Source organism: Amycolatopsis umgeniensis, assembly GCF_014205155.1.
In the GTDB taxonomy this organism is placed as follows: domain Bacteria; phylum Actinomycetota; class Actinomycetes; order Mycobacteriales; family Pseudonocardiaceae; genus Amycolatopsis; species Amycolatopsis umgeniensis.
On record NZ_JACHMX010000001.1, the window covers coordinates 1,509,874 to 1,535,160 of the forward strand.

A 25,287-nucleotide genomic window follows, 5' to 3' on the forward strand; every position below is an offset into this window, starting at 1 on the left:
GACGGGCGGAAATTCCGCAAAGTGGGCGCCGACGCCGACGCGATCGCCGAATACCGGCAAGAAGGCGACGTCGTGTGGGCCGAGTTCGCCGGGGGCGAGGTGCGGCGGGGGTCGATCACCGGCACCCGCCGCGAGAACGGGGCACTCCATCTGGGGTACACGTTGGTGCTCGCCACCGGTGAGGTGATCTGCGGGCACACGGTGAACACGCCGGAGGTGGCCGAGGACGGCCATCTCCGGCTGCGCGAGGTGTGGGAACGCTACGGCCCGCACGCCGCCACCGGCGTTTCCTACCTCGACGAGGTGAGCTAGTGTCCAGCAGCCCATCCAACGAGGACTGGCGACGCCTGGACCGCATGGTGACAGGCCGCGTGCGCCGCCCGGGCGAATCCGGCTTCACCGAGGCCAGCATGCCGTTCAACAAGAGATTCGCCGCAACCGTCCCCAGTGGTGTCGTATCCGTGGCGAACACCGCGGACGTGCGGAACGCCATCGAGTGGGCCCGCCATACCGGCGTCGACGTCGTCGCACGGGGCGGCGGGCACAGCTACGCGGGACACTCGGTCAACACCGGCCTCGTCATCGACCTCAGCGCGATGAACACCGTGTCCGCCAACGGTTCGACAGGGCTCGTGACGGTCGCGGGCGGCGCGCTGATGGCGGACGTCTACGCCGCCATCCAGCCCCACGAGATGGCGTTCGCGCTGGGCAACGGCGCCTCGGTCGGCATCGCGGGCCTCACCCTCGGCGGCGGCTGCGGGGCGACCTCACGTGTGCTCGGACTCACCGCGGACGCGCTCGTGGCGACCACGCTGGTGACCGCGGACGGGCAACTGCTGCACTGTGACGCGAACGAGAACGCGGACCTGTTCTGGGCGTGCCGCGGTGGTGGTGGCGGGAACTTCGGCATCAACGTGTCCTTCACCTTCCAGGCGAGGCCGGTGGCCGACTGCGCCAGCTACCTGCTGCTGTGGGATCGCGCGGACGCGCCGAAGGTCATCTCGGTGCTGCAGGACGTCGTACTGGGAGGGCCGGACGAGTTCGCGGCCAGGATCGGCGTCAGCACGATCGGCGAGTCGAAGTCCGTGGTGTCGGCCATCGGGCAGCATTTGGGGTCCGCCAAGGAGTTGCGGGAGATCCTCGACCCGGTGCTGTCCGTCGCCCAGCCGATCCGGATGAACCTGGAGGACCGGACTTTCTGGCAGGCCAAGGACGATCTGCTGCACGAGACCGCCGAGGGCGCCTTCGCGGCACGGACCGGCATCGTCACCCGGCCCCTGCCCGAAGAGGCGATCGCCACGATGCTCTCGTTCGTCGACCGCAGGCCCGGCAGCGGCAACCCGGACGGCGGTGGCGCGGCCCTGTTCTCCTGGGGTGGCGCGATCAACCGGGTGGGCGCGACGGACACCGCTTTCGCCCACCGGAACGCGTTGTTCCTGCTGTCCATGGACACCTCGTGGGCCGAGAACGACGAGCCCGCCGTGGTCGACGCGAACCTTCGCTGGCTTTCGGACCTGGCGGACGCGATGTCGCCGTACGTGTCCGACGGCGCTTTCCAGAACTTCATCGACCCGGACCTCGCGGACTGGCGCAACGCCTACTACGGCGTCAACTACCCGCGGCTGGAACAGATCAAGGAACGGGTCGACCCCGACGGCGTCTTCACCTTCGCACAGAGCATCGGATCATGATCGGCGACAACAAGGTTCTCATCTGGACGGCGGCCGAGGTCGAGAACGGCGCCCTGCCCGCGGAACATCTACCGTATGTCCGGGAAATCCTCGCCTGGGCGGGCCGATACCTGGTCTCCCCGCACCCGGAACTGGGCCGGAACGGCCCGGTGTGCCCCTACACCCAACCATCACTCCACAAAGGACTGTTCCACCTCGCCGCCCTGACCGCCACGAACGGCGAGACGGACGTCAACGACGCGATCGAGAGCCTTCGCTCGTGGTACGAGCGGTTGTCGGCCAGGATTTCGCCCACGGAACGGGAACTGCTGACGATCCTCCTCGTGCTGCCGCAACTGGACTACCAGGACGCGACGGCGCTGGACGACCTGCAGCGGGAGGCGAAGGACAAGTTCGTCAACGACGGCCTGATGATCGGGCAGTTCCACCCGGTCTGCGACCAGCCCGGCCTGTGGAACGAGAAGTTCAAGGCGCTGCGCGCGCCGGTGCCGTTGCTGGCCATCCGAAAACTGGTCGTCTTCGACCTGCCGTTCCTGATGGACAGCGCGGTGCACGCCGAAAGCTACTTCCGGCGGTTCGCCCCGGACATCCCGCCCCGCATCCGCGACCAGCTGGTCAAACGGCTGGCGGGCAACGAAAAATCCTTGCAGACGGCCTGATCACTTCGGGAGAACACAGATGCGGCACTATCTCATGGTCAGACCGGCGTACTTCGATGTCGAGTACTCGATCAACCCGTGGATGGATCCCGGCAAGCCCACCGACACCGAACTCGCGATCGCCCAATGGGAATGGCTTCGCGACCTCTACATCGAACTGGGTCACCGGGTGGAACTGCTCGATCCGGAGCCGGGCCTGCCGGACATGGTGTACGCGGCGAACGGCGCCACGGTGGTGAACGGGCGGGCGCTGGTCGCCCGCTTCCACCATCGGTTCCGCCGCCAGGAGTCCGCGGCTTACCTGAACTGGTTCACCGGACACGATTACCGTGAAGTGCGGCAGGCCCGGTGGCACAACGAGGGTGAGGGCGATTTCCTGGTCGCGGGTTCCCGGATCCTGGCGGGTTCGGGCTTCAGGACCGACAGCCGGGCACACCAGGAGACCGCGGAATTCTTCGGTGTCCCGGTGGTGGGGCTGACCCTGACCGACCCGCGTTACTACCACCTGGACACCGCGTTGACCGTCCTGGACGAAGACACGATCATGTACTTCCCGGAGGCCTTCACCGAAGAAAGCCGGCGACGGCTCGAGCAGCTGTACCCGGACGCCGTCATCGCCTCGGCCGCCGACGCCGCGGCATTCGGCCTGAACGCGGTCTCCGACGGGCGGCACGTCGTCCTGCCGCAGGCCGCCACCGGGCTGATCACGCGGCTCCGAGAACGAGGCTTCGAGCCGATCGGCGCCGATCTGTCGGAGCTGCTCAAGGGCGGCGGAAGCGTCAAATGCTGCACGCTGGAACTGCGTTCCTGACCCTCACGCCTGCGGGGGGCGCTCGTCCGCGCCCTGCAACCGCTCGATGGTCTCGTCGATCCAGTCGATCCAGGTCTGCGCCATCATCTCGCCGGCACGGCGCACCGAGTCCCAGATCAGGGGATCGAGTTCGGTGCCGTCGGGCAGGGCGGCCGCCGCGGCGATCTGCCGGGGCAACTCGTCGGCGAGCCTGTCGCGATCCTTGACGTGGAGGTCCCGCATCACCCTGAGCTGGGTCACCGTGTCCTCCGTCGGACGGGATCCGGAGAAGAAGAACCGGACCAGGAACGGAACCCGGATCGGATCCCGTTCGGTGACCAGTTCGCCGAGCCAGCTCTCGAAAGCCCGCCGTCCGGCGTCGGTCGCCGAATAGACCCGGCGATCGGGCCTGCCCTGCTGTGGTTCCACTTCGGACACCGCCAGGCCGCTGTCCTCGAGCTGGCTCAGTGTCCGGTAGATCTGGCTGAGCTGGGCGGGCCACACGAAATTGATGCTGGTGCGGATCGCGGTGGCGAGGTCGTAGCCCGTCATGGGCTGCCGGAGCAGGAACCCCAGCAGGGCGAATTTGAGCATCGGGTTCCTTCCGGCGGCGACCGGAAGAGTATCAACCGGATCAGGCCCGGTCCGCGTGCCGGGCGAACCAGGCTTCGAGCAACTCGGTGACACGCCGGGGTTCTTCGCGATGCGGCCAATGGCGCGTTTCGAGCCAGTGCAGTTCGGACTCCTCGCACCGGGCGGCACTGGGTTCGGCGAGAAGGCGGCCGAGCGCGCCGTCCCTGCGTCCCCAGATGATCTGGGTCGGCACGCGGACCGTCAGATCGGCTTCGGGAGTCCTCATCGTCCGGAAAAGCGCGCGATACCAGAACAAGGGCCGGTGGATCGTGCCCGGATGGCGCCAGACCGCGCGGTGCCGATCCACGTCGGCGTCGCTCAGGCCGGCGCCGTGTTCGAGCAACGCCGCGAGAACCGCGCCGCCACGGGCACCGAGGATCGTCTCGGCGAGGCCCGGGATCTGGAACGCCAGCATGTACCAGCTCCGCATCAGCTGGGTGGGCCGGTGGGTCAGCGCGTGCGCGAACACCTGCGGATGCGGGCAGTTGACGATGGTCAGCGACCGGACCAGATCGGGCCGTTCGATCGCCACCATCCAGGCCACCGCCCCGCCCCAGTCGTGCCCGACCAGATGCACCGGCGCCGCCTTCTGGCGTTCGATGAGGAGCACGATGTCCTTGACCAGCCTGGGCATCCGGTAGTCGGCGACCGTGGCGGGTTTGGACGACAGGCCGTAGCCGCGCTGATCCGGCGCGATCACCCGGTACCCCCGCTCGGCGAGCGCGGTCATCTGCGGCTCGAAAGTGAACCAGAGGTCCGGCCAGCCGTGGAGGAACAGGGCCGCCGGACCGGTCTCGGGACCATCGGTCTCGACGTGGAGCAAGACGTCGTCGACGTCCACGAACTGCGGCTGGAACATGGGAGCTCCTCGTTCGGGCGGGTTCAGGCGACTCCGAGAACCGCAGCGACGGTGGCGGACAAGGTGCCGGGGTCGCGGTCCCGCAACGGCCGCAGCACCCGCCGGGCGATACGCGGGGAGCCGAGCGACGACACCGGCCGGTGGAGATTGAGCACCTCGTTGAACGCCGCCGCCACTTCGGGATCCAGCGCCGCCGCCCGCTCCAGCCGAGTGCGATACCCCTCACCGAACCGGGCGGTCCAGGGCGACCGGACGCCCTCGGTGAGACATCCGTGGCGGAGATCTTCTCCGACGGCAAGGCGCCAGGCCTCGGCGGAAGTCGCGGCCATGGCGCGTGCGGCGCGGCGCTCGAACCCCGGCCGTGGTGCGCCGCCCTCGGCGGTGAGCACCCGGCCGAGTGCGGCCGACGAGAGGGCCGCCACGCTCATTCCCTGACCGTAGATCGGATTCGCCGCGCAGACGGCGTCGCCGAGCGCGATGACCCCCGCCGGCATCTCGCGCGTCCGGTCGTAATGGCGCCGCGTGTTACCGCGGACGCGAAAGGTGCGGACGGGACCGATCGGTGTCGACCTGCGGAGCGCCTCGGCCACCACCGGCGCGGTCCGCCGATCGGCGAAGTCGCGCAGTTCCGATAGTTCCGTGGGCACCGGCGCGCTCCGGCCGATCGAGCCGAACGAGATGTGCAGCCCGCCGTGCTCGACGCGAAGCACCACACCGCCGACAGGCGAACGGGATTCCGTTCCGCCACCGAGGATGATCAGCCATTCGGGATCGAAGGACGGATCGGGTTCGGTGACCACGCTGACGTATCGGACGTCGGAATGGACGATCGAGACCGGCGGAGGTCCGTAGCCGATCCGTTCCAGCCACTCCGGCAGCCGGGAGCCGCGGCCGGAGGCGTCGACGACCAGGTCGGCGCCCAGGTCTTCGCCGCGGGTCCGGACCCCGGTGACCCGGCGGCGGGTCCGATCGGTCAGCAGCCCCTCGGCGAGTGTCCGCTCTCGGATCACGACGTTCGGCAAAGCCCGCACCCGCGTCCGGATCGCGTGCTCGAGCAGGATCCGGCTGGCACCGAAACCGCCGCTCCACCAGGCGGGGATCCGGATGGTCGTCCCACCGCGGACCAGGAAGATCGATCGATCCCCCATCGCGGGATCGCCGGATCCCGGGGTGAGCGCGCCGGCCTCGTCCAACTCCGCGGACAGGCCGGGGAACAGGCTGACCAGCACCCGGCGACCGGACCCCAGCAGGCCGTGCGCGTGCCACGACTGGGGAACGAAGCGTCGGTGCGCCGGCCGGTCCGGGAGCTCGTCGCGCTCCACCACGACCACTTCGTCGTAGTGGTCGGACAGGACCCGAGCGGTCACGAGACCGGCGATGCCCGCACCGAGTACCACTGCTCGACCCTGACCAACGTATGACATCATTCATATATAACTTGTAGAGTATGGCCCGTCAACCGCGGACGCGTGCCAGCGCCGCACGCGCGACGAAGACCAGCAGGACCGCACCGGGGAGAATGGCGACCAGCGACAAGAGGAACGTCTTGAACCGCTGGCCGCCGACCGATTCGGTGGACTCCCCGCGAGCAACCCCGTTCACCACGGCGACGCAAGTGTTCTGCGCCGGATCGCAGATGTCCGCGTCGATGTTGAAGGAGATCCCGAACCAGATCAGCGCCACCCCGGCCGCGGCCCCGAGGATCATTCCGAGCACGGCGAAAGTACTCGCGACGCCGGTTTTTCGGCCGATCGAGCCGAGTGCGGCGGCCGCGCGGGTCCTGACCAGTCCGCCGATGACCATGGCGACGGCCACCGTGCCGGGGATCGCCAGAATGGTCCACAGCCAGTCTCCGATCGAGGCGGAAACGGCCACCGCCGCCGGTGTCACCAGAACGGCGCCCAGCAGAAAGCCGATCGCCACATCGTCTTTCCACGTCGAACGCTTCTTCGGTACCTGCTCGTCCCCTGTCATGCGGACAGCCTTGGGGGCTCATCGTTCGGGCACGACCTGAATTGTCCCCGCAGGGCCCGCTGATAGCCTTGACCCGACGTTGCGTGATCGTCTGATTACCAGTGGGGTTTGCCGTGGGCCAGGACAGCAAGGATGTCGACCTTCCTTCGAACAGGATCGACACGACCGTGCCCAGCGTGGCGCGCGCCTACGACGCGGCCCTCGGCGGCAAGGACAACTACGAGGTCGACAGGCAACTGCTCGCGCAACTGAACCAGGCCGTACCCGAGGTCAACATCATCGCGGTCAGCAACCGCGCCTTCCTGACCCGCGCTGTCCGCTTCCTGGCGGGCAAGGCCGGGATCGACCAGTTCCTCGACTGCGGTTCCGGTCTGCCCACGGCGGAAAACACCCACCAGGTGGCGCAACGGATCAACCCTGACGCGCAGGTCGTGTACGTCGACAACGACCCCGTGGTGCTCGCGCACGGCCGCGCGCTGCTCGAGGAGAACGACGGGACCCGTCTCATCGGCGCCAACATCTTCGAACCCGACGAGGTCCTGAAGAACGACGTCGTCACCGCCACCCTCGACTTCGACCGCCCGCTGGCCCTGATGCACGTGGCCACGCTGCACCACCACAGCGCCGCCGAAGGAATGCCGCCGGCACAGGTGCTGCAGACCTACATCGACGCGATCCCTTCCGGGTCCTACGTGGTCTTCTCGCATTTCTTCGACCCGGAGGACGAGAACAGCCCCATCGCCCACCGCGTGCAGTCGATCCTGAACCAGAGCATCAGCCGAGGCTTCTTCCGCACCCGAAGCGAGATCGAGGAGATGCTCGACGGCCTCGAACTCATGGAGCCCGGCATCGTGGTCAACGACCGCTGGTGGCCCACCGGTCCCCGCACGGAACCGATGCCGGCGGCGGGAAACTGCATCGTCGCCGCCGTCGGACGCAAGCCCTGAGCGGACGTGCTCAGTTTCGGATGATCCTCCGTTCCGTGGCGACGGCCACCGCACCGGCACGGCTGTCGACGCCGAGTTTGTCGTAGATGTGGACCAAATGTGTTTTCACCGTGGCTTCGGAAATGAACAGACGCGCGGCGATCTGCCTGTTCATCAGGCCTTCCGCGAGTAAGCGCACGATCTCTGTCTCACGAGGGCTCAGCGCGGGCGCCGGTGCGCGCATATGCCCGAAGAGCCGGGCGGCGACCGAGGGCGCCAGCACGGTCTCGCCGCGCGCGGCGGCGTGGATACCGCGGAAGAGGTCCTCGGGCGGTCCCGCTTTGAGCAGGTACCCGGTGGCTCCGGCCGCCACCGCCCTGGTGATGTCCAGTTCGGCGTCGTAAGTGGTGAGCACCAGCACCTTCGGCGCGTCCGGTAGCGCGGTCAGGCGCTCGGTGGCGTTCACCCCGTCGGGGCCCTCGCCGAGCTGCAGGTCCATCAGCACGACATCCGGCTTCCGGTCCGCGGTGGCCCGGACGGCTTCGTCTGCGCCGGTGCATTCGCCGATCACCTCGATGTCGGGTTCCCCGGCGAGCAACGCCGCGATCCCCGCCCGGACCACCGGATGGTCGTCGACGATCAGTACCCGGACGGTCATGGAGCCCCCCTGACGGGCACGGTGGCCGCGAGCGCGGTGCCCTCTCCCGGCGCGCTTTCGACGACCATCTCACCACCGAGTTCCGCGAGTCGCTCACCGATCATCCGCAGCCCGTGCCCTCGGTCGCCGCTCGCGCGCGCCGAGGCCGGTTCGAAGCCGACTCCGTTGTCGCGGATGTCCAGGACGACCTTGTCGGTCAGATAGGTCAGCGTGACCGCGGCTTCGGTCGCGCCGGCGTGATCACTCACGTTCGCCAGCGCGCTCTGGGCGATCCGCAGCAGACCCGCCTCCACCGCCGGCGACAACGGATACGGGGTCCCGCTGGTCTCGAAGCGCACCACGTGCATGACGGCGAAACGGACCTGCCCGACCAGGTCTTCCAAGGAAGCCGCCAGATCGGCGCTGTCGAGCCGCGGTGAACCCAAGCCCGCGACGAACCGGCGTGCCTCGGCGAGGTTGTCACCCGCCGCGTCGACCGCGCGGGAGACGTGTCCTTTGGCCAATTCCGGGTCCGTGTCCCAGGTTCTCTGCGCCGCTTGCAGCAACATCCGCATACTCGACAGCCCCTGTGCGAGGGCGTCGTGGATCTCTCGCGCCAGCCGCTCCCGTTCCTGCACCATCCCGGCCAGGCGCTGGCTCTGCGCGAGCTCGACCCTGGCGCGGAGCAGATCCTTGACGAGGTCGGCCAGTTTCACCCGGTCGCGATCGAGTTGCAGGAACGTCATCGTGGCCATCAGCGCGACGGCGATCGGCGCGAGCACGATGCTCGGGTCGAACTCGCTCGCGATCCGCAGCTGGGCGAGGATCGTCGCGACGGTCAGCACGACGACCACCACGACCACGGTCCGCGAACGCAGCACCTGCAAACAGACGAAGAACAACGGCACGGCACACCAGGCGAAGCTCGGCGCCGCCACCACCAACGCGAGCCAGACGGCGATCACGACGGCCAGCCAGACCGGGCGCAATCGGCCGAGCACGGACCAGCTCAGCACTCCCGCCACGTAGACGAGCGCGAGCGTGCCGGTGAGCACCAGGATCAGCGGCGTGGCCCCGCTCAACCCGTGCCCCGCGACGAACCGCGCGACCGACGCGGCCAACAGCAGGAAGAACCCCGTGTGCATGGCGGCGTTCAGCCGGGTGGCCGCACCGATATGCGACTTCATCCTGGTCCTCCCTTCCTCGCAGATGATCGTAGGCAGGAAGGGGGGTCTCGCCACATCAATCGTTCGGTTGATGCCCGCACCGACCGGACGGCGTCCGATCACCCTCCACATTCCCGATTCGCCGCCGCCCGCCGAGCACCAGAGTCGTAGGAGAACGAACACCCCTCCACCCCAAAGGAAATCCGATGAACGCCAAGCTCCCCCGCACCCGCCTCGTCCTCGGTATGACGGCCGGTCTCGCGACAGTCGCACTCGCCACCGGTCTGGGCGCGGCGCAGGCACAGGACCGGAGGCCGCAGCCGCCCGCCCAGCCAACCGTCGTGCAGACCAGCGTGCTCGGTATCGACGCCGCCACCCGTGCCGCGCAGGCCGCGCTGGACGCCGCGGAGAAGGAGGGGCAGCGGGTCACCGTGGCCGTGCTGGACCGCTCGGGCGCCGTGCGTGTCCTGCTCAAGGGCGACGGTGCCGGACCGCAGACCGAGGAGTCCGCCAAGCGCAAGGCCTTCACCGCGGCCTCCTTCGGGCAGCCGACGTCCGCGCTGACCAAGAACGCCCAGGGCGACGGCCCGACCATCCGCGACATCCCCGGCACCCTCTTCCTCGCCGGCGGTGTGCCGGTCGCCGCCAACGGCGGCCCGATCGCCGGGATCGGGGTCGGCGGCGCGCCCAGCGGCGACCTCGACGAACGGTTCGCCACCGCGGGCCTGCGCGCCATCGGGGAACTTCGCTGATGATCGGTGAGCGGGCGGTCGTGGCACTGCTCGCCGCCCTTGTGCTCGGTGCCTGCTCCGCGCAGGCACCGAGCGCTCCGCCCTCACCCGTCGCGTCCCAGCCGCACCACCAAGGAGTCCCCGTGGACCAGCTCTTCCAAGCCGACGCGAACCTCGTCAGGCAAGCCGTCGAGGCAGGCGCCGACCTGGAGACCCGCGACGATCACGGCCGGACCCCGCTGCTCGTCGCCGTCACCGAAGACCGCGTCGAGATCGCCGAAATCCTCGCCGGAGCGGGCGCCGACCCGAACGCGCTCGACGGGCGACATGACACGCCGTGGCTGGTCACCGGGGTCACCGGAAGCGTCGCGATGGCGAAAGTGCTGCTGAAGATCAAGTCGGATCTGACCATCACCAACCGGTTCGGCGGCGTCTCGTTGATCCCCGCCTCCGAACGGGGGCACGTCGAGTACGTCCGGCTGGTGGCGAACAGCGGGATCAACGTCGACCACGTGAACGATCTGGGCTGGACCGCGTTGCTGGAAGCGGTCATCCTCGGCGACGGCGGACCCCGCCACCAGGAAGTGGTCCGAGCACTCGCCGCCGCCGGCGCGGACGTGAACCTCGCCGACAAGGACGGTGCCACTCCCCTCACCCACGCCCGGGCCAAGGGCCAGACGACAGTCGCCCAGATCCTCAGGGAAGCAGGCGCGCACTGACCTCGACTATTGCCATCCCGCTCAGATCGACAACCGCCGCTCTGTCCTCGATACTCGAGCGAACGTGATCCGAGATCGCCTCGAGTTCACGACTCCGGTTGACGAAGGCGCGGAGTGGCGTGATCAAGCGGCGTCATCGTGAGCTTCTCCCACGTGCCCCCCAGATCAACTTCGACGGAGGCCGTCACGTCGACCGGGTACCCGTTGGCCCGCCAGCAATGGACGACGGCGGCGGCCAGCACCACGTCGGGATGATCGACACGAACGGTCGCCCCATCGCGCCACCGCAGTTCGCTGCCTTCCGGGAAGGCGTATCCCACAAGCCCGACACCGGGGTAACGCGCGAAGATACTTTTGGTCCATTCTTCCCCGATCGGCGGGTCGACCGGATCCACGTGCACGATGATTTCGCTGTTCTCTCGAAAAAGCCGATCAGGCTCGGCCTCCGCCGCGACCATCAAATAGTCTTCGGGGAAATCGACGACGCGCTCGACGGCGATCCGAGGAAAACACCTGACGGCGACCATCGGGCCGCTTCCGGGATCGGTGACCTCCGCCAGCACCATCCACGCCGTGAGCCGACGGCCAGGGGGTGCCTCGGGATCGTCGACCGGGATGGTGCGAGGCGCCCTTTCCGGGACAGGCCTCCCCGCGGCCCGTAGGATGCCGTTGCGCAGGATCTCCCAGGAGCGGTCCCGTTCTTGGAACATCGCGCCGGCCACCGCGGTCACCTCGGCGGGCTCGGGAGGATCCAGGTTGCGCTCGATCTGCGGCAGGAGGTCCTGCTCGAGGTCGAGGTAGTCACTCTCGCCGCTGAGCAGCGCGGGCGGAGAGACCGGGTCGAGTTCCGCCCTGCCGTCGGCGACCAGCAGGTACGGTCGCCCGAGCGCGGCTCCGTAGTAGGTCACGGATCCGTGATCACCGAGCAGGATGTCCCCGGCGATCACGCCCGCTTCCCATGGCGTGTTCGGGGGGATGTAAAGCAACCCGCTGTCGCAGTAATCCTGCAGATAGAGTTTGACCTCACCCGCCGAGTGACCCGCCCACACATTCGGATGGAGAATGACCAGTAGTCGGTATTCGTGGACAGGAAGCTGGGCGAGCAGCTTCGGAATCAGGTCTTCGCGGGTGCCCAGGGTCCCATGTCGTCCCCAGGTCGAGCTCACCACCACGAGCTTCTGGCCCTCGGCCACGCCCAGCTTCCGCCGGAAACGGCTCCGCAGGACCTCGGAATCCGCGATCCGATCGAAGACCGGATCCCCCAGCACCACCGCGCGTTCCGCCGCCTCCGGCACGCTTTCGCGCAGCCTGCCGATCTGCTCCGCGTGGGACACGTAGATGAGGTCGGGGATCACTTCACCGTCGTGCATCAACTGGCTGCGTACCAGGCCGGTCGCCACGGTGTCGCAGCCGGTGGAGCCGGGCACCAACCTGTTGTACCCGGCGCCATGAGGACAAACGACGAGGTAGCCTCGAAGTCCGGCCAGTTGCCACGACGCCTGAGCCGCCAGGATCACGTCGAAGCTGGACGCGGTCGCTTCCTGCCAAGTCAGAACCTGGTAACCGCGACTCTCGACGTGCCGGGACAGCCCGTGATCGAACACCGACCCGGGCTCGATGGTGAAGCGGATTTCCGGCACGTCCCCACGAAGCACCTGCAGGAGACTGAGCAGCCGATCCAGCGTCGCTCCGTTGCGCACCACGAGCAGCAGGCGATAAGGAGGCGTCCGCGTCAGACGGTCGACGGCGCCACGTCCTTGATCACCCACGGATGATTCTCGATCCCTACGACGATTGCTCGATCACTCGATGTCTCAATCTGCCATACAGCCACTCGATCGCGCATACGCCGTTCTGACGAGCATCCGGCCGGCCAACAAGACCCCCGCGACCACGAGAACGCCCAGGTACGCGTTGCCGATGAGGGCCTCCGCGAAAGTCCAGTCGCGTTCGGCGCCGCCACCGCCGGGGACCACGGCGACCGTCCATCCGGTGAACAGGGCGGCGACCACCAGCGCCATCCCGCGCTGTCCCCTGGCGGCGAGGTAGCCGAGTGCGGGCACCACCCACACCCAGTGGTGTGTCCAAGAGATCGGGCTGATGAGCAGGGAACATCCCGCCGTGACGAGCAAGGCGGCGCGGTCGTCGCCCGCGCGGTGGAGCCGGTGCACGAGCCACATCGCCAGCACCGCGCACACCGCGCTGAGCGCCGTGGCCATCCATCCTCCCGGTAGCGTCCTGGCGGCGAATCCTTGCCACGACTGGTTCCCCACCCAGCCTTTCATTTCGGCGAAGTGGTCGTTGAAGATCGCCGAGGTCCAGTAGCGCACGGAGTCCTTTGGCAGGACGACCATCGCGAACGCCGTCGCGCCGAGGAAGGTCGCGAGCGCGCGTGCCGCGTCCGCGATCCGCCTGGTGAGCAGGAGATGGGCGATGAAGATCAGCGGGATCAGCTTGACCGCCGCGACGATCCCGATCGCGATTCCGCAAGTGCGCGAACCGCGCAGGAGGAGTACATCCACCACGACGGCGGCCATCAGGACGAGATTGACCTGGCCGAGACCGATGGTCTGCCACACCGGCTGCAGCGCGAAGGCGCCGAGAAGCAGGAGCGGGAGGTGCGCCCGGTCGGCGAACGGCCGAAGCGCCCAGTAAAGCGACGGGGCGGCGGCCAGTGCGAGCAGACCCCAGCACAACTGGGCCGGTAGCGCGGTCAGCGAGGTGAAGAGCAGCGCGGCGAACGGCGGATAGGTGAACGGCAGTTCCGGCGCCCATTCGGGGAGCGCGCGCAACGGCGAATAGAGACTTTCCCCTTGCACCACGGCGAAACCGCCGGCTCGGTAGACCGACGAATCGACGCCGAGCGGCGTATCCGAGATCCACCGGATGAGCGCGACCACGGCGAGCACCGCCGCCGCGACGCCGACGACGATCAGCGCCGTGTCGGCGCGCAGCCCCCTCGACCGATCCATCCGGCAACGATCTCCGGAACCTCCTCGCGAAACATCGCCCCGGGGACCAGTCTTGGCGCCGCTACCCCGGTACCCGATCCCGCGCGAACCCCTACCCCGGTATCAGGGCGTACTTCCCGGCACGACGAGCCCTGCCTCGTAGGCGACCATGACCGCTTGCGCTCGATCTCGCACGCCGAGCTTGGCGAAAACCCTGCTGACATGGGATTTCGCCGTCTGTTCCGCGATCACCAGCGCTTCGGCAATCTCCGTGTTGGAGAGGCCGCGCGCGATCAGGCGGAGCACTTCGGTCTCGCGTGCCGTCAACTCGGCCACGAGCGAGTGGCCCGCGTGCGCCGACGCGTGGGTGCGGGTGAACTCGCCGATCAGGCGTCTGGTGATCGTCGGAGCGAAGAGCGCGTTGCCCGAGGCGACCACCCGGACCGCGGTGACCAGATCCTCCAGCGGGGAGTCCTTCAGCAGGAACCCGCTGGCGCCCGCCCGCAGTCCGCCGAACACGTACTCGTCGATGTCGAAGGTGGTGAGGATCAGGACGCGGACCTCTTCCCGCCCCGCGACGATCCGCCGGGTCGCCTCGAGCCCGTCTAGCTCGGGCATGCGCACGTCCATCAGCACGACGTCCGGTTCGAGTTCGGCGCACAACGCGACGGCGGCCGTCCCGTCCGCGGCCTCGCCGACCACCCGCATGTCGGCCTGCGCGTCGAGCACCGCGCGGAAACTCTGCCTGACCATGGTCTGGTCGTCGGCGATGACCACCGAGATCACGGTTTCGGCTGCCCTTCGCGATCGAGCGGAACGGTCAGGGCGACCAGGAAACCACCGTCCGGTCTCTCCCCCACCTCGAGATCCGCCGCGAGCATAGCGGCCCGCTCCCGCATCCCCACCAAACCGTGTCCGCTGCCTGCCCGTTCGGCCTGTTTCGGGTCCTGTCCGGGGCCGTTCGCGATGAGCAAGCGGACGGAACCCGGCCCCGCCGTGAGTTCGACGGAGATCGACGCGCCGGGTGCGTGCTGGATCGCGTTGCTGAGCGCTTCCTGCACGATCCGGAACATCGACAAGGAGACTCCCACCGGAACGGCGTCGAGGTCTCCGCTCAGGGCGAGCTCGCACGAAGTACCGGCGGCCTCGACCCCTTCGACGAGCTCGACCACCTTGGCCAGCCCCGGCTGCGGGGCGACCAGGAGAGCGCGATCCTCGGACCGGAGCACGCCGAGCAGCCTGCGCAGTTCGGTCAAACCTTCGCGCGCGGTCCCGGCCAGGTCGGCGAATTCCCGCCAGATCTCGGCTTCGCGATCGGGTTTGTCCTGATCGGCGAACCGGAACCGCGCCGAGTCCGCGCGCAACGCGAGCACGGACATGTGGTGCGCGACCACGTCGTGGAGTTCCCGCGCGATGCCCGCGCGTTCCTCCAGCAGGGCCGCCCGTGTCTCCTCCGCGAGCCGCCTTTCCTGCTGTGCCGCGCGAGCTTCTTCGGCGAGCCTGCGCTGACGCACGGTGTTGCCGAGGAAGAACGCCATCCCGCCCAGCAGCACGAGCAGTGCCGCGTCACGCCAATCGCGGAGAAAAGGCACCGCGGCACCGAACGAGATGAGCGCCGCCCAGGTCAGTTCCGCCTGATCGTTGCCCTCTCCCACGAGGTAGAAGAGGAGCGCCGCCGTCAGCGCGAGTCCCGGCGCCCACGGCCAGCCCCAGGAGGCGGCCATGCCGGGCAACGTCAGCGGGGTGCTCACGACGGCGACGATCAGCGTGCGCCATCCCCACAGCGGCGAGCGCACCGCGAGCAGACAGGGCAGCACCGTGATGATCACGTTGAACGTCTTCGCGGGCGGCGGCACCGAAACGGTCGAGAACGTGACGAAAGCCGCCCACAGTCCCCATGCGACGATCGCGAGAGCGCGCAGCCGGCGCAACCCCGCCGAGCGCTTCGGCGGGGTGCCGGTTCCGGTGAATGCCGTGTGGCGCAGGGCATCCCACCACGCCCGCGGGCGCTGTCGGTCGATCATCAAGCGTCACCCTACCCTCGGGGCGACACACCCTGCGTAATCGAATCGTCGACGCGCTCGACCTTGCCGACGAGGAAGACGTAGGAAAGGATCCCGGCGATCGTGATCACGGTCATGTAGGCGAAGCCGGGCGCGAAGCTGTCATCGGTGACGATCAGGCCGATGACGATGGGGGTGGCGATCGACGACAGGTTCCCGATGAAGTTGAACATCCCGCCGGTCAGTCCCAGCAGCCGTCGCGGCGCCAGCGCGGAGACCAGCGACCAGGTGATCGACGCGAGGCCGTTGCCGAAGAAGGCGACGGACAGGATGACGATGACCAGCGCGGTCGAGTCGGTGAAACCGGCCCCGACCATCACCGTGCTCAGCACCAGGCCCGCGATGATCGGGCCCTTGCGCGCCACGCTGAGCGAAGCGCCGCGCCGGACCAGGAAGTCCGACAGGACACCGGAAGCCAGCACACCGACCAGAGCCGCGATGAACGGCAAAGACGCCAGGAAACCGGACTTGATGTAGTCCATGTCCCGGTATTCGACGAGGTACGTCGGGAACCAGGTGAGGAAGAACCAGAGCGTCGAGGTCAGGCAGAACTGGCCGAAGTAGATACCCCACAGTTTCCGGCTGCCCAGCACGGCCGCCAGATCCGCTCGCGTGATCCGCGCCCGCTCCGGCCGCTCATCAGCCAGATCCACCAGGCCGCCGCCCGAGCGGATCAGCTCGATCTCGGCCTCGTTGGCCCGCGAATCTCGCGGCTCGCGGTACTTCGCGTACCAGAGCGCGGCCCAGAGGATGCCGACCAGTCCGGTGGCGATGAACACCCAGTGCCAGGACAGGATCGCCTGCATCCAGGACAGTACGGGGGTCAGCAGGGCGAGGCCGATGAACTGGCCTGAGGTGTAGAAGCCGATCGCGGTGGCGCGTTCGCGTTCCGGGAACCAGACGGTCGCGATCTTGCTGTTGATCGGATAGGCGGGCGCCTCGAAGACACCGACCATGAGCCGCAGCGCGATCAGCGCCACGAAACCCCCGATGACACCCATGAAGAAGGTCGCGAGTGACCACATGATCAGGCAGGCCGGGTAGAGCAGCCGCGGCGGGATCTTGTCGACCAGCCAGCCGCCGGGAAGCTGCAGCGCGGCGTAGGTCCAGCCGAAAGCCGACAGGAGCAGGCCTTGTTCCACTTTGGACAGGTCGAGTTCGCCGGCGATCGCGGGCATCGCGATCGACAGGTTCGAGCGGTCCAGGTAGTTGATGACGACGGTGATGAACAGCATCACCGCGATGAGCACCCGATACCGGGAGGGACGCGTCATCGTGCTCACCATTCCGCGAACGAGCCGTCGGTGTGCCGCCACACCGGATTCCGCCAGCGATGTCCTTCGGCCGCGCGTTCGGCGACGTATTCCTCGTTGATCTCGATGCCGAGCCCCGGCCCGTCGGGGATGGTGACCTGTCCGTCTTCGTAGGCGAACACCGACGGGTCGGTGACGTAGTCGAGGAGATCGTTGCTCGTGTTGTAGTGGATGCCGAGGCTCTGCTCCTGGATCGTCGCGTTGTAGCAGCCCGCGTCGATCTGCAGGCAGGCCGCCAGCGCGATCGGCCCCAGTGGACAGTGCAAGGCGAGGCCGACGTCGTACGCCTCGGCCATGTGCGCGATCTTGCGCGCTTCGGTGATGCCGCCGCAGTGCGACGGGTCCGGCTGGATGATGTCGACGGCGCCGGAGGCCAGCACCGCCTTGAAATCCCACCTCGAGAACAGCCGCTCGCCGAGCGCGATCGGGATCGGCGAGTTGCGAAGGACCTCCGCGAAGCCGTCGACGTGCTCGGACAGCACGGGTTCCTCGACGAACATCAGCCGGTACGGCTCCAGTTCGCGCAGCAGGACCTTGGCCATCGGTTTGTGCACGCGGCCGTGGAAGTCCACGCCGATGCCGACGTTCGGACCGACGGCCTCGCGCACGGCGGCCACGTTGGCCACGCAGCGATCGACCTTGTCCCAAGTGTCCAGATAGGACAGTTCCTCGGTCCCGTTCATCTTGACAGCGCTGAACCCGCGATCCACCACCTCCCGCGCGGCGCGGGCGGTTTCGGCGGGACGATCGCCGCCGATCCACGAGTACACCTTGATCCGGTCACGCACCCGGCCGCCGAGCAGTTCGTGCACCGGCACGCCGAGCGTCTTGCCCTTGATGTCCCACAGCGCCTGGTCTATCCCGGCCAGCGCGCTCATGTGGATCCCGCCACCCCGGTAGAACCCGCCGCGGTAGAGGACCGTCCACAGATCTTCGATCCGCGAGGGATCCTTGCCGATCAGGTAGTCGGAAAGCTCTTCGACGGTGGCTGCCACCGAGGATGCCCGGCCCTCCAAGACCGGCTCACCCCATCCGGTGATGCCCTCGTCGGTTTCGATCTTCAGGAACGACCAGCGCGGCGGCACCTGATATGTCGTCATTGACACGATCTTCATGTTTTCTTCCTTAATCCTGGTGCCAGATCTTGGAGAGTTCACGAGCCCGGACGGCGACCGCGTCCGCGCTGTCGCCCGGCCGGTAGAGGCAGGAACCCAGCCCCGCCCCGGCCGCTCCGGCGGCGGCCCAGGCCGCCAGATTCGTTTCGTCGACCCCGCCGACAGGCAGCAGTTCGACCTCGCGTGGCAGCACCGCGCGCCACGCCTTCATCCCCTCGATCCCGACGGAGCCGGAGGGGAAGAGCTTCAGGTGCCGGGCGCCCGCGGCCAGCGCGGAGAAGGCTTCGGTGGGCGTCGCCACGCCGGGGTACGGCGTCATCCCCTCGGCCACGGCGGCGGAGATCACCGCGGGATCGCTGTTGGGCGCCACGATCATCCGCGCCCCGGCTTCCCGCGCCCGTCCGACGTCGCCGGTGGTGAGCACCGTGCCCGCGCCGATCAGGCACCAGTCACCGAACGCGTCGGCGAGCAAACGGACGCTCTCGAAGGGCTCCGGCGAGTTCAGCGGCACCTCGATGGCGGGGAATCCCGCGTCGACGAGTGCCCGCCCGACGCCGACGACCTCGGCCGGGGTCACTCCGCGCAGGATCGCGATCAAACCGGTCACGGCTTCAGTGTCCTTTCGAGACGGTCTTCGAGCAGGCCGGCGGCCGTCGCGAGGCGCCACAACCCCCGGGTGGTGATTTCTTCGGACAGCACGGTGGCCTCGACTCCCCTGTCTGCCAGGGCGAGGGCGTAGCGGCGGCACAGTTCGCCGGCGCCGCACAGCACCACGCGGGTGTCCGAATCGCGCAGCAGGTGAGAGACCTCGTCGGCGATGAGCACGCCCGAGAGGTAGTCGGGCAGCGAAGCGGGCGCCAGCACGCCGTCGAGCACGAGCGGGCGAGCGCCGAACGCCTCGGTGGCGAGCCCTCGCGAACGCTTTCCGGCGGCGAGACCGCGCAGGAACGCGGCTTCGTCGCGGACCGGGTCGGCGGCCGTCCTGGAGAGGATTCCGTGCGCGGTCAGCAATCCGTACAGCTCGCCGGTCATCGCGGTGGCGAAGTCCGTGACGAATCCGTCCTCGACGCGGACCCATTTGCTGTGCGTGCCCGGGAGCACGACCGTGACCGGCTCGCGAGGGTCGCCGAGTGCCTCGAGTACGCCGACCAGCTGCGTTTCCTCGCCGCGGAGCACGTCGCCCGGACTTTCGCCGGACGGGACGCGCAGTCCGGGCACGAGGTGGAGCACACCGTCGCGATGCGGCACGGGGACGAGCGAGGTGAAGTCCAGGCTCGCCGGGACGGTGCGGTAGCCGGAGTCGGTCCATCCCTGCGCGCTGCCCACCATGCCGGAGGCGATGGCCGGGACCGCGGGGAACGCGGCGAGCCAGTCTCCGCAGGTCTTCCGGAAGGCCGCTTCATAGGCGGCCGCCCTCGCCCGTGGGTCCCGCAGGTCCACGTCCTCGGTCGTGCTGAGCAGTCCTCGCTCGGCGCTGCGGGCGTCCAGGATCTCGCCGCCCTTGCCGAGCAGCCAGGCGCGCTGACCGGAGGTTCCCCAGTCGAGCGCGATCAAGGCGGGTCCAGTGTCCGTCACGAGCGACATCGTGCGGGCACGTTCCCGATAATGCGAACACCGTCCCTATATGTAGGATCGCGCTATGTCCGACACGGCGCCGCCCGGCACCCAGACCCTCGCCCGCGGGCTCGCGGTGATCCGCGCCGTCGCCGGCGGCGCGACCGATCTCCGCACCCTGGTCGAGCGCACCGGGCTGGGCCGCAGTACCGCGCATCGGCTGGTCCAGCTGCTGGTGAGCGAGGGCTACCTGCGCAGCGGACGGGACGGCTACACGCTCGGTCCCACGCTGATCGAGCTGGGTTTCCAGGCCTTGCACGGCAGTCCGTTGCCGGTGGTCGCCCGGCCGGTGCTGGAGGAACTGGCCGATCAGCTGCGCGACACGGTGCACCTGGCCGTCCGCGACGGGGACTCGGTGCTGTACCTGGACAAGCTGCCGGGTTCGCGGGGCGCGGAGATGCGCTCCCGGATCGGGCACCGGATGCCCTTGACGCGCACCGGTGTCGGCATGGCGCTGCTCCTGGACTCCGCGCCGGAATGGCGGGAGCTGTACCAGGCCGAGGCGCCCGTGGAACCCGGTCAGGTCCATCCGGAGGACGTCGACGCGTTTTTGGCGCGGATGCGCGAGTACGCGGAGGCGGGGGTGGCGATGGATCTGGAAGACAACGAACCCGGGATCCGTTGTGTCGCGGCGCCCATCCGGGACGCCACCGGCGCGATCGCCGGAGCCATCAGCGTTTCGGCGACGCGGCCGTACATGCCCACCGCCAGGATGCGCGGCCTGAACCGCGTCGTCGGCCGTGCGGCACAACAGGTTTCCGCCGGCCTCGGCTTCCGCGATCACTGAAAGGCAGGATGCCTCCATGAGCGAACCCTCCTTCACCCTCGTGCAGCTGCGCTATTTCGAGGCGGCGGCCCGGCATCTGAGCATGACCGCCGCGTCGAAGGAGCTGGTGGTCTCGCAGTCGGCCGTGTCGACAGCGATCGCGCAGCTGGAGAAGGAAATGGGCGTGCAGTTCCTCCTGCGCCACCACGCCCGGGGGCTCAGCCTGACCACGGCGGGCGAGGCGTTCTACAAAAGGGTGCTCGATTTCCTGGCCCACGGCGCCGAACTGGTCGAGACGGCACGACAGTCCGGCACCGAACTGGTGGGGACGCTGACTGTCGGCTGCTTCGCCACCCTCGCGCCATTTCGGTTGCCCAGCCTGCTCGCGGAGTTCGAAGCCCGGCACCCGCGGGTGCACGTGTCCTTGCGTGAAGGCGAGCATGACGCGCTGAAGACGGCCCTTCGCTCAGGCGGTACCGAACTCGCCCTCCTCTACGGCTACGACCTCGGCGACGACATCGATCACGAAGTCGTGGGCAGCGCGGCGCCGTACGCCCTGGTCCCCCAAGATCACCGGCTCGCCCGCGGGAAGGGCCGCAAGGTGTCGCTCCAGGAGCTGGCCGAGGAGCCCATGGTGCTGCTCGACCTCCCGAACAGCCGTGAGTACCTGCTGACGATCCTGCGCGACGCCGGGGTGGAACCGCGGATCCGGCATCGCAGCACCGGTTACGAGACCGTCCGCTCGCTCGTCGCGTCCGGGCACGGCTTCGCCCTCCTCAACCAGCGCCCGCCGGAAGACACCACGTACTCGGGTGCGAAAGCCGTCCCGCTCACGCTCACCGACGACGTTCCGGCGCTGGAGATCGTCGTCGCCTCGATGCGCGGGGCCAGGCTCACCCGGCGGGCGCAGGAGTTCCGGGAACTGTGCCGCACCCACTACACCCGCTGACGATCACCGATACCGCAGGTAGGCGCGATGGGTCGCGATGTGGTCGGCCACGAGTTTGGCGTCGTGCCACACGCCCCAGATGAAGCTCGAGCCGCGCCGTGCCTGCCAAGGCAGTCCCAGGAAGTACACCCCGGGCTCGGAGGACACGCCTCGACGGTGATCCGGCTTGCCGTCCTCGTCGAACGCGTCGACCCGCAGCCAGCCGTAGTCGGCGGTGAAGCCGGTGGCCCAGACGATCGACCGGACCCCGGCGGCGGCGAGGTCGAGTTCGAGGATCGGATCGGTGGCACGGTCCGGATCCGGCCCCAGCACGCGCGCCTCCGGCTCCTCCGGCAGGTCCAGTCCGTTGCGCACGACGTAGGCGTCGGCTTCGTCGAGAGTCGCGAGATAGCCCGCGTCTCCCCTGGCGAGGTTGGCCGCGAGATCCGGCGCGAAGCGGAGAACGCCTTCGTCGTAGGAAGAAGTCAGGCCCACGAGCTCGATCCCCATCCCGGCGAGGGCCCGGAAATCGACCGTCCGCCCGCCGCGCGCTCCGCTGACCGCGATGGTGACGTGCTCCGACCCTTGCGGCGGGATGTCGGCGTCCCACTTGCCGAGGACGCCGAGCCACCAGCAGAAGTCGCGTCCGCGATACCTGCGCGGCGGCCGCCCGTGAGGGCCGACGGAGAGGTACACGCGACGGCCCGACCGGTGGAGTTCTTCGGCGATCTGCACCCCCGAAGACCCGGCCCCGACCACCAGCACCGCTCCTTCGGGCAACTGCCCGGGATTGCGGTAGCCGCTCGAGTGGAGCTGCCGGATCCCGGCGTCCTCGGGCACGATCGACGGCATCACCGGCCGCTGGAACGGCCCGGTCGCCGCGATGACGTACCGCGTGTCGAAGGTCCCGTCCGAAGTCTCCACCTGGAATCCCGGGCGTCCTTCATGCTTGCGGACCGACGTCACCTCGACCCCGGTCCGGATCGGTGCGGCGATCTTTTCCGCGTAGGCCTCGAAATACTCGGCGACCCGGTCCTTCGTGGGGAAGTCGTCCGGGGCGAGACCGTCGAATTCCAAGCCGGGGAAGCGATCGTGCCAAGCGGGGCCGTTCGCGACCAGCGAGTCCCACCGCTCCGAACGCCAGCGCTCCGCGATCCGGTCGCGCTCCATGACGAGGTGCGACACCCCGTGGCCACTCAGGTGCTCGCTCATCGCCAGACCGGCCTGGCCCCCGCCCACCACGAGAGCCTCCACCTCTTGGCTCGGCATCCAGACCTCCAGGTTCGTCATCACGTTTCCCCGCCGATCGTGGCGGCGCGGCGTTGCCTTTGTCCAACAGATGTTTCCGCCCTTCAAGATCTGATTCACAGATCCAGCCCACTCCCTCGTGCATCTGAATTATCGATGCCTTGATCCTGAAAGATCTTCTGTACAGAACACCGACCCGGCGGCACGCTGTGGCGACGAGGCCCGCGTCCGGCGGGCCGCCCCTCTTCCAGGGAAGGCCGAGCAGTGACCGTCCATCGCCGCATCCGCCCGTTCAACACGCGCGACACCTATCCCGAGCAGAACCTCGACAACGACCTCTGCCAGGCCGTCGTCGCCAACGGCACGGTTTACGTCCGCGGCCAGATCGGTCAGGACCTCGACACCAGCGAGTCCGTCGGGATCGGTGACGCGGCCGCGCAGGCCGAGCGGGCGATGGCCAACATCGCGCAGCTGCTCGAAGAAGCGGGCAGCCGGATGGAGCATCTGGTCAAGCTCACGATCTACCTGATCGACCCGCGCTACCGCGAGGACGTCTATCGCGTCGTCGGCCGCTGGACCAAGGGTGTGCACCCGATTTCGACCGGTGTGGTGGTGTCCGCGCTCGCGCGGCCGGAATGGCTGTGCGAGATCGACGCCGTCGCGGTGATCCCGGAGGAGGGCAAGTGACCTTTTCGATCGTGGGCCGTGAGGTCTCCGGCGGCACCGTGCGGTTCGGTGTCGCGGCCAGTTCGTCCAGTCCCGCCGTCGCCGCCCGCGTCGCGCATCTGCTGCCCGGCGTCGGAGCGGCCGCTTCGCAGAACGTCACGGACCCTCGGCTCGGCGGGCGCCTGCTCGACAGGCTGGCCGAGCACGGCGATCCCGAGCGGGCGCTGTCCGAGGTGGTCGCCGCGGCGTCCGGCGTCGAGTTCCGGCAACTGACCGTGCTCGGCCCGACCGGACCTGGCTTCGCCTTCAGTGGCGCCAAAACGCTCGGAAACCACGCGTCGGCGACAGCCGACGGCGTCGTGGCGGCGGGGAACATGCTGGCGGACGAGCAGGTCCCACAGTCCATTGTGGACGTGTTTCTCGCGTCGACCGGTGAGCTGGAGCAGCGACTCGTCACCGCGTTGAGGGCAGGCCTCGCGGCGGGCGGCGAAGAAGGTCCCGTCCGGTCCGCCGGCGTGGTCGTGGTGTCCGATGTGGACTGGCGGATCACCGATCTGCGCGTGGACTGGGCCGAAGACCCGATCGACCGGCTGGCCGGGCTGCTCGACGTGTGGCTCCCGCAACGCGACGACTACGTGACCCGCGCGCTCGACCCCGGTGCGGCGCCGTCCTACGGCGTACCGGGAGACGAGGGATGACGACGCCGAAGAGCGCGGCCCGCACCGAGATCGATCGCCACGCCGATGCGCTGATCCGGTTGTCGCGACGGTTGCACGCCGACCCCGAGACCGCTTGGGAAGAGCATCGTGCCGCCGCGATGGTGCCGGAACTGCTCGACAACGCCGGTTTCGCCGTCACCTCGGGCTACCTCGGCCTCGACACCGCGTTCCACGCGAGCTTCGGCGGCGGCCCCACCCGGATCGCGTTGTGCGCCGAATACGACGCGCTGCCCGGTCTCGGCCACGCCTGCGGCCACAACCTCATCGCGGCGAGTTCGATCGGCGCCGCGCTCGGCCTGGCCGCGATCGCCGACGACGCGGGGCTGACCGTCGAGGTCTACGGGACCCCGGCCGAGGAGGGCGGCGGCGGGAAGATCGAACTGCTCGACCGCGGCGCGTTCACCGATGTCGACTTGGCGATGATGGTCCACCCCGCGCCCGTCGATGTCGCCGAGGCGCGGCCGTTCGCCGTCAGTCACTCGAAGATCTCCTACCGCGGCCGATCGGCGCACGCCGCCGCGTATCCGGAGGCCGGGGTCAACGCGGCCGACGCTTTCACCGTCGCCCAGGTCGCGATCGGCCTGCTGCGGCAACATCTTCCGTCTTCGGCCCGCGTGCACGGCGTCGTGACGCACGCCGGTGACGCCCCGAACGCGATCCCCGAGCACGCGACCGGGCGCTGGTACGTACGCGCCGGGACGCTCGCGGAGCTGGCAGAACTGGAACCGCGCGTGCTGCGCGCGTTCGAAGCCGGCGCGCTCGCCACCGGTTGCGAACTGAGCGTCGAGCCGGAAAGCAGGCCCTACGCCGAGTTCCGCGCCGACGAGACCGCGTTGGCGGCCTACCGTGCCAACGCCCTGGAACTCGGCCGCGAGTTCGCGCCGGACGGAACGGCGTCCCGGATGAACCGCGCGTCGACCGACATGGGCAACGTCTCGCAGGTCGTGCCCGCCATCCACCCCTACATCGGTATCGGCTCCCTGCCCGCGATCAACCACCAGCGCGAGTTCGCCGCGCACTGCGTCGGCGGCGACGCCGAACGCGCGCTGCTGGACGGCGCGATCGCACTGGCTTGGACCGGTGTGGACCGGGCACCCGCCTGACCGTCTTCGCGCGACA

At 68.8% G+C, this 25,287-nt stretch carries 27 protein-coding genes; 12 read left to right on the forward strand and 15 right to left on the reverse strand.

All coding sequences use genetic code 11. From position 1 onward, the window contains the following. Positions 1 to 21 precede the first annotated feature (21 nt). The 4 genes from HDA45_RS06455 to ddaH are packed head-to-tail and all read left to right on the forward strand — an operon-like array spanning position 22 to position 3,161. Positions 22 to 312: an avidin-fold protein gene (locus tag HDA45_RS06455; protein WP_343072000.1), complete on the forward strand. Its 291-nt coding sequence runs from the start codon at positions 22 to 24 to the stop codon at positions 310 to 312. Next, positions 312 to 1,691, forward strand: coding sequence for an FAD-binding oxidoreductase (locus HDA45_RS06460; protein WP_343072002.1), 1,380 nt, complete (start codon positions 312 to 314; stop codon positions 1,689 to 1,691). Before HDA45_RS06455 ends, HDA45_RS06460 begins: the two co-directional genes overlap by 1 nt. Next, the gene (locus HDA45_RS06465) at positions 1,688 to 2,350 is read left to right on the forward strand and encodes a DUF6875 domain-containing protein (RefSeq protein WP_184892804.1); all 663 of its coding nucleotides are present in this window, start codon (positions 1,688 to 1,690) and stop codon (positions 2,348 to 2,350) included. The genes HDA45_RS06460 and HDA45_RS06465 overlap by 4 nt, the downstream gene beginning before the upstream one ends. 19 nt (positions 2,351 to 2,369) lie before the next feature. Continuing rightward, positions 2,370 to 3,161, forward strand: coding sequence for a dimethylargininase (gene ddaH / locus HDA45_RS06470; RefSeq protein WP_184892806.1), 792 nt, complete (start codon positions 2,370 to 2,372; stop codon positions 3,159 to 3,161). 3 nt (positions 3,162 to 3,164) lie between these two features. Here ddaH and HDA45_RS06475 read toward each other — a convergent pair whose 3' ends face one another. From HDA45_RS06475 to HDA45_RS06490, 4 genes are all read right to left on the reverse strand, one after another. After that, positions 3,165 to 3,734 (reverse strand): PadR family transcriptional regulator, encoded by a 570-nt coding sequence (locus HDA45_RS06475; protein WP_184892808.1) that lies wholly within the window; start codon positions 3,732 to 3,734, stop codon positions 3,165 to 3,167. Positions 3,735 to 3,774: 40 nt separating this feature from the next. Continuing rightward, complete coding sequence (locus HDA45_RS06480; RefSeq protein ID WP_184892809.1) at positions 3,775 to 4,632, reverse strand: alpha/beta fold hydrolase; 858 nt, start codon at positions 4,630 to 4,632, stop codon at positions 3,775 to 3,777. 23 nt (positions 4,633 to 4,655) lie between these two features. Then, positions 4,656 to 5,999 carry an NAD(P)/FAD-dependent oxidoreductase gene (locus HDA45_RS06485; RefSeq protein ID WP_184892811.1) on the reverse strand — a complete coding sequence of 448 codons (1,344 nt, stop codon included), beginning with the start codon at positions 5,997 to 5,999 and terminating at the stop codon, positions 4,656 to 4,658. A gap of 88 nt (positions 6,000 to 6,087) precedes the next feature. After that, positions 6,088 to 6,606: a hypothetical protein gene (locus HDA45_RS06490; protein ID WP_184892813.1), complete on the reverse strand. Its 519-nt coding sequence runs from the start codon at positions 6,604 to 6,606 to the stop codon at positions 6,088 to 6,090. Between the two features lie 113 nt (positions 6,607 to 6,719). Here HDA45_RS06490 and HDA45_RS06495 point away from each other — a divergent pair, with 113 nt between their 5' ends. Continuing rightward, positions 6,720 to 7,553 (forward strand): SAM-dependent methyltransferase, encoded by an 834-nt coding sequence (locus HDA45_RS06495; protein ID WP_184892815.1) that lies wholly within the window; start codon positions 6,720 to 6,722, stop codon positions 7,551 to 7,553. Positions 7,554 to 7,563: 10 nt separating this feature from the next. Here HDA45_RS06495 and HDA45_RS06500 read toward each other — a convergent pair whose 3' ends face one another. Further along, positions 7,564 to 8,190, reverse strand: a complete 627-nt coding sequence (locus HDA45_RS06500; RefSeq protein WP_184892817.1) for a response regulator — start codon at positions 8,188 to 8,190, stop codon at positions 7,564 to 7,566. Next, entirely contained in the window at positions 8,187 to 9,356 is a 1,170-nt protein-coding gene (locus HDA45_RS06505) for a sensor histidine kinase (RefSeq protein ID WP_184892819.1), read from the reverse strand. The genes HDA45_RS06500 and HDA45_RS06505 overlap by 4 nt, the downstream gene beginning before the upstream one ends. A gap of 185 nt (positions 9,357 to 9,541) precedes the next feature. On the opposite strand from HDA45_RS06505, the gene HDA45_RS06510 reads away from it, so the two are divergent. Beyond that, positions 9,542 to 10,087, forward strand: coding sequence for a GlcG/HbpS family heme-binding protein (locus tag HDA45_RS06510; protein ID WP_184892821.1), 546 nt, complete (start codon positions 9,542 to 9,544; stop codon positions 10,085 to 10,087). Continuing rightward, positions 10,087 to 10,785 (forward strand): ankyrin repeat domain-containing protein, encoded by a 699-nt coding sequence (locus HDA45_RS06515; RefSeq protein WP_221471031.1) that lies wholly within the window; start codon positions 10,087 to 10,089, stop codon positions 10,783 to 10,785. Before HDA45_RS06510 ends, HDA45_RS06515 begins: the two co-directional genes overlap by 1 nt. A gap of 86 nt (positions 10,786 to 10,871) precedes the next feature. On the opposite strand, the gene HDA45_RS06520 is transcribed toward HDA45_RS06515, so the two are convergent. From HDA45_RS06520 to HDA45_RS06555, 8 genes are all read right to left on the reverse strand, one after another. Beyond that, entirely contained in the window at positions 10,872 to 12,554 is a 1,683-nt protein-coding gene (locus tag HDA45_RS06520) for a hypothetical protein (protein ID WP_184892823.1), read from the reverse strand. A gap of 45 nt (positions 12,555 to 12,599) precedes the next feature. Beyond that, positions 12,600 to 13,757, reverse strand: a complete 1,158-nt coding sequence (locus HDA45_RS06525; RefSeq protein WP_184892825.1) for a glycosyltransferase 87 family protein — start codon at positions 13,755 to 13,757, stop codon at positions 12,600 to 12,602. A gap of 102 nt (positions 13,758 to 13,859) precedes the next feature. Further along, on the reverse strand, positions 13,860 to 14,522 hold the full coding sequence (locus HDA45_RS06530) for a response regulator (protein ID WP_184892826.1): 663 nt from the start codon (positions 14,520 to 14,522) through the stop codon (positions 13,860 to 13,862). Next, positions 14,519 to 15,760: a sensor histidine kinase gene (locus HDA45_RS06535; protein WP_184892828.1), complete on the reverse strand. Its 1,242-nt coding sequence runs from the start codon at positions 15,758 to 15,760 to the stop codon at positions 14,519 to 14,521. Before HDA45_RS06535 ends, HDA45_RS06530 begins: the two co-directional genes overlap by 4 nt. An 11-nt stretch (positions 15,761 to 15,771) precedes the next feature. Then, on the reverse strand, positions 15,772 to 17,073 hold the full coding sequence (locus tag HDA45_RS06540; RefSeq protein ID WP_221471032.1) for an MFS transporter: 1,302 nt from the start codon (positions 17,071 to 17,073) through the stop codon (positions 15,772 to 15,774). 5 nt (positions 17,074 to 17,078) lie between these two features. Beyond that, positions 17,079 to 18,227: a galactonate dehydratase gene (gene dgoD, locus HDA45_RS06545; protein WP_184892832.1), complete on the reverse strand. Its 1,149-nt coding sequence runs from the start codon at positions 18,225 to 18,227 to the stop codon at positions 17,079 to 17,081. A 10-nt stretch (positions 18,228 to 18,237) separates the two neighbouring features. Continuing rightward, the gene (locus HDA45_RS06550; RefSeq protein ID WP_184892834.1) at positions 18,238 to 18,834 is read right to left on the reverse strand and encodes a 2-dehydro-3-deoxy-6-phosphogalactonate aldolase; all 597 of its coding nucleotides are present in this window, start codon (positions 18,832 to 18,834) and stop codon (positions 18,238 to 18,240) included. After that, positions 18,831 to 19,811 (reverse strand): 2-dehydro-3-deoxygalactonokinase, encoded by a 981-nt coding sequence (locus HDA45_RS06555; RefSeq protein WP_184892836.1) that lies wholly within the window; start codon positions 19,809 to 19,811, stop codon positions 18,831 to 18,833. The genes HDA45_RS06550 and HDA45_RS06555 overlap by 4 nt, the downstream gene beginning before the upstream one ends. Before the next feature lie 55 nt (positions 19,812 to 19,866). Between HDA45_RS06555 and HDA45_RS06560 the strand changes: the two genes are divergently transcribed. Then, entirely contained in the window at positions 19,867 to 20,628 is a 762-nt protein-coding gene (locus HDA45_RS06560; RefSeq protein ID WP_184892838.1) for an IclR family transcriptional regulator, read from the forward strand. A gap of 16 nt (positions 20,629 to 20,644) precedes the next feature. Continuing rightward, complete coding sequence (locus HDA45_RS06565; protein ID WP_184892840.1) at positions 20,645 to 21,556, forward strand: LysR substrate-binding domain-containing protein; 912 nt, start codon at positions 20,645 to 20,647, stop codon at positions 21,554 to 21,556. Between the two features lie 3 nt (positions 21,557 to 21,559). On the opposite strand, the gene HDA45_RS06570 is transcribed toward HDA45_RS06565, so the two are convergent. Further along, positions 21,560 to 22,825, reverse strand: a complete 1,266-nt coding sequence (locus HDA45_RS06570; RefSeq protein WP_246480632.1) for a flavin-containing monooxygenase — start codon at positions 22,823 to 22,825, stop codon at positions 21,560 to 21,562. Positions 22,826 to 23,047: 222 nt separating this feature from the next. Here HDA45_RS06570 and HDA45_RS06575 point away from each other — a divergent pair, with 222 nt between their 5' ends. Genes HDA45_RS06575 through HDA45_RS06585 form a run of 3 tightly spaced genes read left to right on the forward strand, consistent with a single transcriptional unit; the run spans position 23,048 to position 25,271 of the window. Further along, positions 23,048 to 23,470 carry a Rid family hydrolase gene (locus HDA45_RS06575; RefSeq protein WP_184892842.1) on the forward strand — a complete coding sequence of 141 codons (423 nt, stop codon included), beginning with the start codon at positions 23,048 to 23,050 and terminating at the stop codon, positions 23,468 to 23,470. Beyond that, complete coding sequence (locus HDA45_RS06580) at positions 23,467 to 24,147, forward strand: DUF1028 domain-containing protein (protein WP_184892844.1); 681 nt, start codon at positions 23,467 to 23,469, stop codon at positions 24,145 to 24,147. The genes HDA45_RS06575 and HDA45_RS06580 overlap by 4 nt, the downstream gene beginning before the upstream one ends. Then, the gene (locus tag HDA45_RS06585) at positions 24,144 to 25,271 is read left to right on the forward strand and encodes a M20 family metallopeptidase (RefSeq protein WP_184892846.1); all 1,128 of its coding nucleotides are present in this window, start codon (positions 24,144 to 24,146) and stop codon (positions 25,269 to 25,271) included. The genes HDA45_RS06580 and HDA45_RS06585 overlap by 4 nt, the downstream gene beginning before the upstream one ends. Positions 25,272 to 25,287 lie beyond the last annotated feature (16 nt).